General features: G+C 67.9%; 11 protein-coding genes. 5 read left to right on the top strand and 6 right to left on the bottom strand.

The window, feature by feature from the left end; all coding sequences use genetic code 11:
• The first annotated feature begins 64 nt into the window (after positions 1–64).
• The 4 genes from ASF25_RS03925 (at position 65) to ASF25_RS03910 (ending at position 4262) form a co-directional block, all read left to right on the top strand.
• Positions 65–1258: a glycosyltransferase gene (locus ASF25_RS03925; RefSeq protein WP_156368856.1), complete on the top strand. Its 1194-nt coding sequence runs from the start codon at positions 65–67 to the stop codon at positions 1256–1258.
• Between the two features lie 65 nt (positions 1259–1323).
• Complete coding sequence (locus ASF25_RS03920) at positions 1324–2118, top strand: 2OG-Fe(II) oxygenase (RefSeq protein ID WP_056303383.1); 795 nt, start codon at positions 1324–1326, stop codon at positions 2116–2118.
• A 37-nt stretch (positions 2119–2155) separates the two neighbouring features.
• On the top strand, positions 2156–2977 hold the full coding sequence (locus tag ASF25_RS03915) for a hypothetical protein (protein ID WP_056303381.1): 822 nt from the start codon (positions 2156–2158) through the stop codon (positions 2975–2977).
• Positions 2978–3176: 199 nt separating this feature from the next.
• The gene (locus ASF25_RS03910) at positions 3177–4262 is read left to right on the top strand and encodes a hypothetical protein (RefSeq protein WP_156368855.1); all 1086 of its coding nucleotides are present in this window, start codon (positions 3177–3179) and stop codon (positions 4260–4262) included.
• A 255-nt stretch (positions 4263–4517) separates the two neighbouring features.
• Here the strand turns inward: ASF25_RS03910 and ASF25_RS03905 are convergent, their stop codons facing one another.
• Entirely contained in the window at positions 4518–6569 is a 2052-nt protein-coding gene (locus ASF25_RS03905) for a nitrate- and nitrite sensing domain-containing protein (RefSeq protein ID WP_056303559.1), read from the bottom strand.
• A 713-nt stretch (positions 6570–7282) separates the two neighbouring features.
• Between ASF25_RS03905 and ASF25_RS03900 the strand changes: the two genes are divergently transcribed.
• Entirely contained in the window at positions 7283–7531 is a 249-nt protein-coding gene (locus ASF25_RS03900; protein ID WP_056303376.1) for a hypothetical protein, read from the top strand.
• A 54-nt stretch (positions 7532–7585) separates the two neighbouring features.
• Here the strand turns inward: ASF25_RS03900 and ASF25_RS03895 are convergent, their stop codons facing one another.
• The 5 genes from ASF25_RS03895 to ASF25_RS03880 form a co-directional block, all read right to left on the bottom strand.
• Entirely contained in the window at positions 7586–7987 is a 402-nt protein-coding gene (locus ASF25_RS03895; RefSeq protein WP_056303375.1) for an STAS/SEC14 domain-containing protein, read from the bottom strand.
• A gap of 31 nt (positions 7988–8018) precedes the next feature.
• Positions 8019–8168 (bottom strand): hypothetical protein, encoded by a 150-nt coding sequence (locus ASF25_RS22530; RefSeq protein ID WP_156368854.1) that lies wholly within the window; start codon positions 8166–8168, stop codon positions 8019–8021.
• Positions 8169–8331: 163 nt separating this feature from the next.
• Positions 8332–8829 (bottom strand): ferritin-like domain-containing protein, encoded by a 498-nt coding sequence (locus tag ASF25_RS03890; RefSeq protein WP_056174624.1) that lies wholly within the window; start codon positions 8827–8829, stop codon positions 8332–8334.
• A gap of 175 nt (positions 8830–9004) precedes the next feature.
• On the bottom strand, positions 9005–10867 hold the full coding sequence (locus tag ASF25_RS03885; protein WP_244472890.1) for a glycoside hydrolase family 15 protein: 1863 nt from the start codon (positions 10865–10867) through the stop codon (positions 9005–9007).
• Positions 10868–10889: 22 nt separating this feature from the next.
• Complete coding sequence (locus ASF25_RS03880; RefSeq protein ID WP_056303372.1) at positions 10890–12047, bottom strand: Gfo/Idh/MocA family oxidoreductase; 1158 nt, start codon at positions 12045–12047, stop codon at positions 10890–10892.
• Between the last annotated feature and the right edge of the window lie 546 nt (positions 12048–12593).

Genomic DNA, 12593 nt, shown 5'->3' with positions numbered 1-12593 from the left:
TGGCCGAGAATGTGGCGGTGCGCTATAGGGCGCGTCGATTGTTGAGCCGCTGAAAGTTCCGCGCGTGTCGAAAAAGCCCGTGATCGCCTTCGTGCATCAGAACATCCCGGCGCAGTTCCGCAACCTCGCCCCCGCGATGGCGGCGGCGGGGAACGACGTCTACTTCATCACCGCCGGTGGGGGCGAATCGATGGGGACGAAGCGGGTCCAGTACCAGATCGACGTCAAGAACGAGATGCCGGTGATGGCGCAGTTCACCTACGCGCGACAAGTGACGAAGGCGCTCCTCCACCTCCAGACCGAGCTCAAGGTGGTGCCGGACCTCATCATCGGCCACGTGGGCTGGGGCGAGCTCCTGTACGTCAAGGACCTCTACCCGAAGGTGCCGGTGCTCGGCTATTTCGAGTGGTATCTTCGCGCGAAGCCGCTCGCCGACTTCGAACCGACCGAGCCCGTGGACCGCGACGCGCCGTTCGTGTTCCGGATGAAGAACACCGCCAACGTGATGTCGGCCGAGCTGTGCGACGCCGGCCTGACGCCGATGCACTATCAGTACGCAAGCTATCCGGCCTCGATCCAGAAGAAGCTCAACGTGATCCACGACGGCATCGACACGGTGTCGATCCGCCGCCCGGCCCGGGGCAAGCTCACCCTCCCGGACGGGCGCGTGCTGACGAGCGCCGACGAGGTGGTGACCTATGTCGGGCGCGGGTTGGAGCCCCTGCGCGGCTTCCCCACCGCCATCCGGGCCATCGCCGAGCTGTGCAAGACCCGGCCGAAGGCGCATTTCGTGATCATCGGGGCCGACGAGCCGGCCTACGGCAACCCGCTGCCCAACGGCGAGACCCACCGGCAGCGCCTGCTCGCCGAGCTGGAGATCGATGCGACCCGCGTCCACTTCCTCGGGCGGGTGCCCTACACCACCTTCCTCGACGTGCTCTACGTGAGTTCGGCGCACATCTATCTGACGTACCCGTACTTCCTGTCCTGGTCGATGCTGGAGGCCATGGCGGCCGAGTGCCTGGTGATCGGCTCGCGCACGCCCCCGGTGGAGGAGGTGATCGTCGACGGCCACAACGGCCTGCTCGTCGATTTCCACGACGCCCACGCGCTCGCCGAGCGGGTCCGCGCCGTGCTGGAGCGCCCGCGCGACTACGACGCCATCCGGCTGGAGGCGCGCCGCACCATCCTCGAGCGCTACGACCTCCACGGCCATTGCCTGCCGCGCCAGAAGGCGCTCATCGCCTCCCTGTTGTGAGCGTCACGATTCCGCCACGGCGCGGACCGACATCGCTTGCCCCACCCTTTCGAGACATCGCGTCGATGCTGAACCTCTTCAAGCGAGCGGCCCCGGCTCCCCTCCCCCCTGTGGGCGAGCCCTTCTTCAAGTTCGAGGACGCGTTCCTCCAGGAGAAGGCGGCGCATTACGCGCCCGGCTACAACGGCGCGCACCCGTTCCCGCACGTGGTGATCGACGACTTCCTGCCCGCCGACGTGGCCGAGCGCATCCACGCCGCCTATCCGGGGGTCGATGATCCGGTGTGGTTCGACTGGAAGGCGGGCGATACGGTCAATCAGCCGAAGAAGCTCGGGGTGCGCCACGCTTCGCGGATGGAGGGCGCACCGCCGCTCATCCACAACATGTGCTACGCGTTCAATTCCTACACGTTCCTGCACTTCCTGGAGACGCTGACGGGCCTGAAGGACCTCATCTCCGACCCGTGCCTCAACGGCGGCGGCATGCACCAGATCCTGCCGGGCGGGAAACTCCGGGTGCACGCGGACTTCAACATGATCGAGCCGTTCGGGCTCTACCGGAAGCTCAACGCGATCCTCTACCTCAACAAGGACTGGGACGAGTCCTGGGGCGGCGACCTCCAGCTCTGGAACCGCGACGCCACGAAGTGTGAAGCGCGGGTGATGCCGCACTTCAACCGGCTCGCAGTGTTCAGCACCCTGTCGACCTCGCATCACGGTCACCCCGAGCCGCTGGCCTGCCCCGAGGGGCGGACGCGCAAGTCCCTGGCGTTCTTCTACTATTCGCGCCATGCCGAAGAGGGCGACGCCACGCCCCGCACGGTGCAGTGGCAGTCGCACGAGGAGAAGTCTCCTGTCTGAGGCCCTTCCACCGCTCAACGGACGCTATCCGGAGTTTTTGCTCGCCGAGCGCGCCCGCGCCGCCGCCTCCACGGACCTGCGCGAGCGGGCGCGCTACGACGTCGAGGCGCGGCCGTTCTACCTGTTCGGCCTGCTGACGGCGGCCGACGTCGCGCGCTTTTCCGGCATCGACCACGTCGCCGCCATCGAGTTCGGCGTCGCCGAAGGGGCGGGTCTACGCGCGCTGTCGGAGCTTGCCGCGAAGGTCACGGCGGTGACGGGCGTGCGCTTCACGATCTACGGCTTCGACACCGGGGCGGGCCTACCGCCGCTCGTCGATGTGCGCGACCATCCCGAGATCTGGCAGGCGGGCGACTTCCCGACCCGCGACCCCGAGGCGCTGTCGGAGCACGCCAAAATGGTGTGGGGCGACATCGCCGAGACCCTGCCGGGCTTCATCGCGGGGCTGACGCCCGCCATGCCGGTGGGCTTCGTCAGCGTCGATGTCGACATCTACCGCTCCAGCGTCGATTGCCTGACCTTGTTCTCGGGGGCGAAGGCCGATTGCCTGCTCCCCGTGGTGCCGGCCTATTTCGACGACACCATCGGCGGCCCGGCCCGCATCGGCAGCCTGTTCCGCAACCGCTGGTGCGGGCAATTGCTCGCCATCGACGAGTTCAACCAGGGCGCCTCGGCATCGCGAAAGATCGATACCTTACGCACCCTGCGCTACCGGCGGCCCTTCGTCGACGAGCCCTGGCTCGAACAGATGTACGGCCTCCACGTCCTCGACCACCCCCTGCGCCAGCCCGGTGCGACGCGTCCGGCCTTGAGCATCGGCGGTCACGCGGCCGAGGACCGGATGATTTGGCCTCTATGAAGTGACTTGGCCTCTATGAAGTGACTTGGCCTTTGTGAGGTGACCTGGCCTCTGTGAGATGGTTCGGCCTCTCTCGGATCAGCCCGTCCCCTCGAGCGGATCGGAGCGGCCATCACGACGTGGCCCCCGAGGCTCGACCGCCAAGGCTTGGCCGTTCTGCTCTGGGGTTGTAGAACGGGGCAACAGGAGTAGCCCCCGCGTGTCGCATCCGTTTTCCCGGCGTCCCGATTGGACGGGATTGTGCGACGAGCTCTTCGGATTCGGCACCGGTGTCGGCCTCGATCCGGGTCCGCAGGCGCGACTTCGGGCGTACGTTCGGAGCTTGGCACCGGCCGCACGACTCGATGCCTCGCTCTGGAGCGACTATGCCGAACTCTACGGCGAGAGTCTCGCCGACCTCGCCGGCGACGACCCGGTGCGTGCGGCGCGTGTGGAGGAACGGCTCTACGCGACGCCCCTGACCCATGGTTTCCTCCAGGGCCACATGGTCCACGAATCCCTCACGTCCAATCCGGCGGCGCGCCTTCATGTCGGACGGATCATCCTCGACCGGCTCGTACGCCTCTCGGAGGCCGTCGGTGCCGGGCGGGTCCAGAGCCGTGAGCACGGCCAGACGCAGTTCGTCCTCGACGGACTCGATGCCCTGTTCGCAGCCATCGAGGATCGGATCGGGAGCGACCTGACCCCGCCCCGCCAGGCCGGCGAACTGTTCGGCGTCCAACTCGCCAAGGGCACGTTTTCCGATCGGCACTTCGACGGGATCTATGGGGCTTTGCGCGCCCACCGGATCGCCCGCGATTTCGGGATTCGGTCTCCCGCACTCCTCGAGATCGGTGGCGGCTCGGGCCACCTCGCCTATTACGCCCGGCGGATGGGCTGCGAGCGGTTCGCCATCATCGACCTGCCGCCGGTCCTCGTGCCGCAATACATCCTGCTCGTCACCGCGTTCGGAGCGGACGCGGTCGGCTTCGGCCACCGAACCGAGCCCGGTATCGCCCTGGTAAACGCCTACGCGGGAGGCGCAGACCGGTTTGCCGATTGGGATGTGGTGATCAACATCGACAGCATGCCCGAGATGGCGCCGGCGGATGCCGGACGCTACCTCGACCGTATCCGCCCCGGCGGCCTGTTCCTCAGCATCAATCAGGAATCCGCCGTCCAGAACGGCGACCACCGCCAGAATGTCGTCGCGGACCTCGCCCGCGACCGTGGGTTCCGCTGCCACGCCCGCATGCCGGCCTGGCTCCGCACAGGATGGGTCGAAGAAGTCTTCCAGGCCCCTTGACGCGGACCTGAGACCCGACCCTGGGTCTCGGCCCTCGACGTGCCGAAGGCCCCCGATCTGGGATATCGAAGGATCGGGACGTCGATCGAGAGCTCCCGAGCAGCCAATTCTCGGCACGGGGTCTCATACCGCCTCCGGTTGATCATCTCGGATCGAACGGTCGCGTCGGTGCTCCCTCTCCTTCCAGGAAAGGGGACCCGCGTTTCACCACCCTGCCGAACTGATCAAGCGGAAAGCGTATCATTCCCGATCGGTTCACGCCGCCCGCACGGTGGCGAGAAACCCGTCGACCTCGGCGCGCAGGCTCGTGGCCTGGCGGGCTAGGTCGCTGGCCGCGGTCAGCACCTGGTCCGAACCGGTGCGGGCGGACTCCGCCGCCTGGCTGACGCCGGCGATGTGGGTCGAGACCTGGCGGGTGCCGTCCGAGGTGAGGATCGTGGTGCGGGCGATCTCCTGGGTGGCCGCGTCCTGCTGCTGGACCGCCGCGGCGATGTCCTGCGACAGGATGCTGAGGCGTTGGATCACCGTGGCGATGCCCCCGATGGTCTCGACGGACGCCGAGGTGGAGGCGGTGATCTCCTGGACCTTGGCGGCGATCTCCTCGGTCGCCCGGGTGGTCTGGTTGGCGAGTTCCTTCACCTCGGCGGCGACCACCGCGAAACCTCGGCCGGCGTCGCCGGCCCGCGCGGCCTCGATGGTGGCGTTGAGGGCGAGCAGGTTGGTCTGGCCGGCGATGCTGGAGATGAGCCCGACGATTTCGCCGATGCTGCCGGCCGCCGCCGCGAGGCGGCGCACGTCCTCGCCCATGCGGGCGGTGTCGCGCTCGGCCTGGGCCGCCACCGTGGCGGAGGTCTCGACGCGAGTGCCGATCTCGCGCACGGAGGCGCTGAGTTCCTCCGTCGCCGCCGCAACCGTATCGGCGCTGAGTGCCGCATTCCGCGAGGTGCTGGCGACGGCGCCGCTCAAGGTCGAGGTATCGTTGGCCGCCTGCGACAGGGCGTAGGCCGCGCCTTCGAGCTGGGCCGAGGCCGCCGAGACCGCTTCGACGATGCCGCCGGCCCGCGCCTCGAACCCGTCGGCGAGGGCGAGCATCGCCTGGCGCCGCTCGGCCGCCGAAGCGTGCGTCAACTGCTCGGACTCCGCACGGATGCGCCGGCCCTCGCTCAGGCTGTCGCGGAACTCGGCGGCCGCGCGAGCGATGGCCAGGACCTCGCGGGGGCCTTTCGTGGGAAGCGGGCCGGCATCCGCGCCGCGCCCGATGGCCGACAGGGCATCGGCGATCCGGGTGAGCGGACGGGCAATGGCGGTGCCGAAGCCGAAGGCGACGAGGCAGGACAGGGCGAGGGTCGCCACGCTGGCGCTCAACCACAGGACGGCGCTACGCTCCACGCCCGAACGTGCCGCTGCCGCGGCGCGCCCGAGATCGTCGACGAGTCGATCCTCGATCCCCTTGAGCGCGTCGATGCGCTGGGTCGCGGCGGTGAACCAGCCCGGTGCATCGGTGATGCCGAGGGGTTGGCCCGGGATCGTCGCCAGGACGATCGCGCGCTGGCGCTCGACCTCCCGGGCCGCCGGGCTCGTGGCGACGGCGTCGAGGAGTTCGGCCTGCACGCGATCGGCGGCGAGGCGGAACAGGGTTTCGTGGATCGCCTGACCGGCGCCGAGGGCCGTCAGCCTTGAGAACCCCGGCAGATCGAGCTGGCCGCTGCCGATGACGGCGGCCCCGGTCGCACGCTCCTGGCCGGCGAGTTCCTTGAGGGACAGGAACGACGAGTAGGCCGAGACCCGTGCGCTCAGGGCGGCGTCGTCCGCGACCTGGGACATGTCCCGAACGAGGTCGAGGGCCTTGCCGATGAGATCAGTGTAGGCCGCGAGGTTCTGGGCCGGGCTGCGGGCGAGGGTGTCCACCGCCTGACGGTGCGCGGCGAGACCCTCAAGGGCGGTGGCGAGGGTTCTGCCCCTTAGGGCGAGTCCGCCGGCGGCGCCCGTCTCCATCGAGGCGTAGCTCGTCATGAGACGCTCGCGGCTTGCATCCGTGCGGCCGCGCTGGGCGTCGAGTTCGGCGCGGAACCGGGTACCCTTCGATCCGAGATACAGGCTGGAGGCGCCGCGTTCGCGCTGGGCCTCGTGCACGAAACCGCCGACATGACCCGCGAGGCCGAGAAGGCGCTCCACCTCGACCATACGGCCGCGCTCTTCGATTCGCCCGGAGAGCGCAATGCTCGCCACCACGGCGAAGGCGAGGCACGGCGCCAGGGCGACGAGGAGAATTCGGCCGCGGAGGGACGAGAGAACGGAACCGAGCATCGGAGCAACCCAGAAGAAGAAGTCCCGCTCTGACTGCATTACGAATGTAAACGTCGTGTTTGTGCACGATGAAATGCCTAATTTTTAATCCTAATTGATGCAAACTTCATCGCACGTCGAGGCGAACAATACAGCGAACCGATACTGCGTTTTAGTTGTGATCTATGGGTTTGACTCGCCACATGATTGCGTGCGGTGCGGTTTCAGTGATGAACCTTGGTAGCCATGCGGGTGGGGATGGCCCGCGACTCCCGGATGGCGTGCGGCCAAGGTCCGAGGAGGACCACCCACGGGGCCGTGCGGACCGAGCGTGGCCGATCGGACCATCGCAGCGTGCCTCCCGGGGCAGACGTCGCCGCGACCGGCGATGGTGGAGACGCGTGCCAGTGGCCCGACCCGTCGGTCCGGTCGACCGGCCCGAAAATGCCGATCGGGTTACCGGAGTCTGGGATTTGCCGCCTCTGAGAAGAAAAACTTTCGCCTCGACCAAGTTATTTTTGCATTGGAAATCAACGAAAACCTGGGGAATGCGCGGGGAGCATGGCTCGAACCAATCTCTCCTGTGCTCTGCAATATAGGATCGGCGCTATAGTTGATCCGCGACCCCGGCTCGGCGCTATAGTGCGCTGCAAAAACAGCATGCCGCACCGCACAAAAGCGTGGTTTAATCACTCCATCGGGCGGCATCGAGCTGCCCAAACGGAGATTTTCCCATGCGCGCCATGAACGCCCTCACCCTCGCCACCCTCGTGTCGGCCGCTTTCGTGTCGGGCGCCGCCGTTGCCGGCGAGGCGACGTACCTGACCCCGCCGCTCTTCCGCGAGCAGGCCCGCGACACCCAGAAGGTGCGTCGTGTCAGCGACCTCACCACCACGCCGAACCTCGTGGTCGTGGCAAAGCCCCTCAACGCCGCGCGCACCATTCAGATCGTGGCGGATGCCGAGGCGACCGCCGCTCGCTAAAATCCCATCCGATGCGCGGTCCGACGCGCACCGGACGGGTCTGAGGGGCAGCGTCTACGCCTTGGTCGTCGGCGCGTTCGCGAGCCAGGCCCAAGCCGCCCCCTCGTCCGCGAGATCGAAGGTTTTCGTCTCCACCGGCATGACGAAGCCTGACAGGTCGATCATCGCCTTTGCGAAAGCCGGCGCACCCACGACGACGTAGCGCCGGATGTGCGCCAGCGAGCGCGCCTTCACGCTCGCCGCGTAGCCGTCGAAGGTCGCGCCGAGGTCGGAGCCCTCGTAGTTCGACATCACGATCAGCATGTCGATGGTGTCGAGGCTCTTCATGGCCTCGTCGGTGACGGCCGACATCCACTCGATATCCGCCTTTGTGATCCGGTCCTTGATCTCGAAAGCCAGAAGATCCGGGCGCGGTGATTCACGCCGGATCACCGAACCGTCCGGTGCACTGTTCATGAACTCTGCCTCGTCTTTCGGGCGGGGGGCGTCAGCTCGGCTGTTCTTCGGTCTTCTCGATCTCCGGATCGTCCTCCTGCGGGATCGCCGGATGCGGCTCGCCCTTGGGGGGCTGCTGGGGGGTGGGCTGCGTCTGGTCCGACTTCGTCTCGGACGCGTCGTGGGTCTCGCCTGGGCTCATGGTGCTCTCTCCCGCTGAAATGCAGAGACCAAGCCGCGACGCTCGGGTGTGTTCCCGGCTTTCGCCCGTGACCGACACGGCAGGGGCCGAACGCCGGAAGGGCCGGGCGTCGGGCCCGACCCCATTCGTGACGTATGACCCCGGGCGACCGCGACGGCGATCGTCAGGCGGTCGCGACCCCCTGCAAGCTCTCGGCAAGGTGGCTCGCGAAGGCGTCGCCCTTGTAGATCTCCGAAACGGCCTGCTTGAGCTTGGCCTCGTCGTCGGACTTGCCCAGCGCCTTGGCGTAGGCGGCGGCGGACCCGAAACCCGCGAGGCCGTAATGGGCCATGCGCTGATACTGCGCGATGATCACGATATCGCGCAGCTTGCCGTCCTGCGGCGCCTCTTCGCCGGCGTGCTTACGCGCCTCGCTGACCAGACCCTCCATGCCCTTGCAATGCTCGGGCTCGACGGTTCCGCCGCATTGCTCGATGAGCGCTTTGAGAATGCCCGTGTGCTTGTTGATGCCGTCGACCGACCCGTCCAGCATCTGCTTCAGCGTCCCGTCGCTGGCCTTCTGGCTGAGCTGCTGGACGACGCGGACCATCTGGTCGTTCGCCGACCAGCTGTCCTTCAATTCGTCGAGATAGACGTCTTTCAAGCTGCTGGGTGCCGACATGAGGAATCTCCCTTGGTTTCCTCCATCAACCGCATCGGTCCGCGAACGTTCCGGGCAATAAACGGCCTTCTCCAACGTGTTTTGATTGCTGCGTTGTTCGACGCCGCGGATCGATAAAGCCTCGCTTGCCTGCTTTAACCTATGTCTAAGTGAATTTGTCCTACATCCGGATGCCTCACAGGCGGAACCGGACCGGGTCCGCCCGGTCGCCCCCGAGGGTGCAGGCGGCGTGGATCAGGGCGAGATGGCTCAGGCCCTGGGGCGTGTTGCCGAGGCCGTCCCCCGTCACCGGGTCGACCATCTCACTCAGGATGCCGACGCCGGGCGGCAGGGCCCCCAGGACGGCCGCGAAGGCGGCTTCGGCCTCGTCCTGGCGCCCGAGTTCGGCCAGGGCCTCCGCCACCCAGAACGAGCACGCGAGGAACGCCCCCTCCTCCCGCTCCGCCCCGGAGTAGCGGTAGAGGAACGGGCCATGCCCGAGTTCCGCCCGCACGGCGTCGAGGGTGGCCGACAGCCGGTCGCGCCCGTCGAAGCCGAAGCGCACGGCCAGAGCGATGGAGGCGTCGAGGCGCTCGGTTCCGGGATAGAACGTGTAGGCGCCCCGCGTCTCCGACCAGCAATGCGCCTCGACCCAGGCGGCGATGCGGTTGCGCTCGCGCTTCCAGCGCGGCACGCAGGTCGAGGGGAGGTGCCCGGCCTCGGCGAGCTCGACGGCGCGCGCCAGCCCCTGCCAGGCGCTGATCTTCGACATGGTGTAGTGCTGCGGCTCGTGCAGTTCCCAGATGCCCGCATCCTTCTGCCGCCAGCGGTCGGCGCTCTGGTCGGCGAGCCCGGACAGAACCATGGCGCTGCGCTGATCGAGGATGTTGCCGTCGGCGACGAACAGGGCCGCAGTCTCGAAGATGTCGCCGTAGATCCCGTGCTGGTGCTGGAGCGCGGCGCCGTTGCCGACCCGTACCGGACGGGAGCCGCGATAGCCGGGCAGGTCGAGGGTCTGTTCCTCGGGGCCGACATCTCCGCACAGGGTGTAGAGAACCTGCGGGCCGTGCCGGTCGAGGCGGTTCATCAGCCACGAGAACGCCGCCTTGGCCTCCGGCATCGCGCCCACCCGCAGGAAGGCGTTCACCGCGTAGCCGGCATCGCGGATCCAGGCGTAGCGGTAATCGTAGTTCTTCGGGCCGCCGATGCGCTCGGGCAGCGACGTGGTGGCCGCCGCCGCGATGGCGCCGCTCGGCGAGTACAGCAGCAGCTTGAGCGCGAGCGCGCTGCGCCGGACCGCGTCGCGGTACGGACCCGCGTAGCGCAGGCTCTCGGCCCAGGCCCGCCAGGCACCGTCGCTGATGTCGATGCGCCGGTCGATCTCGTCCATCGCCGGCACGCTCAGGGGCTCGTCCTCGCCGGCGAGCAGCGCCACCGTGGCGCGCTCGCCCGCCGTCAGGGTCACGGTCGCCGCGATGGTGCGATCCGCCTCCTCGGTGATCGTGACGTTGTCGCTGCACCGGAACAGGCCGAGGACCGGGCCGACATGGAACACGCAGCCGTTGGGGGTCGGCTGCAGCCAGGGCGAGGCGGTGTCGCCGCGGGTGCCGAACACCGCGCGGATGCGGAAGGTCATCGTGCCTGAGAGCACCTCGATGCGGCGGGCGAGCTCGCACCAGGGCAGGCGTCCGGCCGTGGAACTGTTGAGCGACTCGGTGAGCCGCGCCCGGCCCGTGTCGGAGGCGAACACCGTCTCCAGTACGTTGCTGTCCTGGCGGTAATGCCGTGCGACGCGGGTCGCGCCCTCGGGAGTGATCTGGAAGTAGCCCCCGGCCTCCGGGTCGAGCAGGCTGTCGAACAGCGGCGGCGAGTCCATCTCGGGCACGCACCACCACGCGACGGTCCCGTCCGGCGCCACGAGGACCACGGACCGGCCGTCGCCGAGGGCGGCGTAGTCCTGGATCGGAACCTCAGCGCCGGAACTCCGCCCTGATTCATCCGCGCGGTCCAGGTCGCCGCTCGTTCCCTTGTGCATGGCCGAATCGCGTTCCAGAGTCATCATCGGGGTCTGCGGGGGGCGGTCAGTTCTTCGGGACTTTGTCCTTGCCCTTGCCCGGGTTCGAGGTGTTGACGAGCGCCGGTGATTTCTGGGCGCGCAAGGTCTCTTCCTGTGCCTTCGTATCGATGCGCTTGGTGCGGGTGAACGGTTCGAGGGCCACGGGGCCGCCGGTCTTCAGGGCCTGGACGATGCCCTCCAGCACCCGCACGTCGGCGTAGCCCTCCTCGCCGTCCGGCTCCGGCTCGCGATCCTCGAGGATGCAGTCGGAGAAGTACTTCAGCTCCCCGCCGAAATGGTCGGTGTTCTTGAAGCTTGCGTGGCTCTTCGATTCGCCGAGAGTCACGGTGTGTTCCAGGGGCTTGCCGTACATGTAGGCGGGATTGACCTCGACGCTGCCCTTCGTGCCGACCACCGCGTAGGTGTCGAGGGTGTTGCCGTAATAGGACAGGACGAATTGTGCGAGGCGGTTGCCGGGAAAGCGCAGGGTGACCGCCACGGTGTCGTCGAAATCGCCCAAGCCCGCATTCGGGTGCCGGACGCCCACTGCCGAGACCACCTCCGTCGGCTCGTCGCCGAAGACGTAGCGGGCGGCGTTCACGGGATACGGCCCCATGTCGAAGATCGGGCCGGCCTCGACGCCGTTCCGGGCCCGGTGGTTCTCCGGCGAGACCATCTGGGTGAAGGTCGAGGAGAAGGTAAGGAGGTCGCCGAGCTTGCCGGAGCGGATAAGATCGATGGTCGCCAGGGTGGCGGGCTCGAAATGCAGGCGGTACGCCACCATCAGCTTGGCCGGCGAGGTCTCGGCGACGTTGAGGATGGCGCGGCACTTCTCCGTAGACACTTCCAGGGGCTTCTCGGCGAGCACATGGATACCGGCTTTGAGGGCCGGGATCGCAAACTCCGCATGGCGCCAGTTCGGCGTCGCGAGGTAGATCGCGTCGATGGTCCCAGAGGCGAGGAGTTCGTCGAACTGGTCGTACGTGTAGGAAGCGGTGACGCCGTACTGCTTGCCGACGCCGGACGCCTTTTCGGGGTCGCCGGTGACGAAGGCCACCACCTCGGAATTGCCCGTGTGGGCCACGCCGGGCAGCATGGCTTCCTGGGTGATGTCACCAAGAGCGACGAAGGCGTAGCGGACCTTTTTGCCGGAGGTCAGACCGAGGGCCGAGGCGATGCTCATGCGGGTCTCCAAACGAGGGCGAGCGAAGCGTGGGGATCGAGCCGGCCTGGGCATCGCACACGGCCTGCACGGGCCGCCGCGACCGCCGAAGGCGGCGCATGAGCTGTCAACGGAGCGCCCCATGGATCGTTGCAGGGGGATACGATCCGCCTCAGGGCGCCTGCCGATGCTGCCGATCCTGCCGCCAACGCCCGTGCGTTCGCGCTCATCGCCGCCGCCCGCCTCGACACGACGTGGCTCCGACCCTGGGGGCCGTCGCGGATCCGGTCTCGCGCCGAGAGGTTCCGGAGCCCGGGTTTCCCCCGACCACCCTCGTCCCTCCTACCAAGGGGACTTGTTCCGTGTGTCTGGGGCGCGGACCTGTGTATCGGCGACCTAGGAATAAGGGGGTGCGATCCCGGTCTTCCGTCCCGGAAACACATGCCAGCGTACACACGCCGAGGGACACACGCCGAGGGACACACGCCGAGGGACACACGCCGAGGGACACACGCCGAGGGACACACGCCGAGGGACACACGCCGCGCCGAGGGACACACGCCGAGG

It is taken from the genome of Methylobacterium sp. Leaf100, assembly GCF_001422845.1.
Taxonomy (GTDB): domain Bacteria; phylum Pseudomonadota; class Alphaproteobacteria; order Rhizobiales; family Beijerinckiaceae; genus Methylobacterium.
This window is presented reverse-complemented; position numbering and strand designations above follow the sequence as displayed.

What these genes read in the sequence shown, in the direction of transcription:
- ASF25_RS03920 (WP_056303383.1), top strand. Translation starts at nt 1,324, where the DNA reads ATGCTGAACCTCTTCAAGCGAGCGGCCCCGGCTCCCCTCCCCCCTGTG.
- ASF25_RS03905 (WP_056303559.1), bottom strand. Translation starts at nt 6,569, where the DNA reads ATGCTCGGTTCCGTTCTCTCGTCCCTCCGCGGCCGAATTCTCCTCGTC.
- ASF25_RS03900 (WP_056303376.1), top strand. Translation starts at nt 7,283, where the DNA reads ATGCGCGCCATGAACGCCCTCACCCTCGCCACCCTCGTGTCGGCCGCT.
- ASF25_RS03895 (WP_056303375.1), bottom strand. Translation starts at nt 7,987, where the DNA reads ATGAACAGTGCACCGGACGGTTCGGTGATCCGGCGTGAATCACCGCGC.
- ASF25_RS22530 (WP_156368854.1), bottom strand. Translation starts at nt 8,168, where the DNA reads ATGAGCCCAGGCGAGACCCACGACGCGTCCGAGACGAAGTCGGACCAG.
- ASF25_RS03890 (WP_056174624.1), bottom strand. Translation starts at nt 8,829, where the DNA reads ATGTCGGCACCCAGCAGCTTGAAAGACGTCTATCTCGACGAATTGAAG.
- ASF25_RS03885 (WP_244472890.1), bottom strand. Translation starts at nt 10,867, where the DNA reads ATGACTCTGGAACGCGATTCGGCCATGCACAAGGGAACGAGCGGCGAC.
- ASF25_RS03880 (WP_056303372.1), bottom strand. Translation starts at nt 12,047, where the DNA reads ATGAGCATCGCCTCGGCCCTCGGTCTGACCTCCGGCAAAAAGGTCCGC.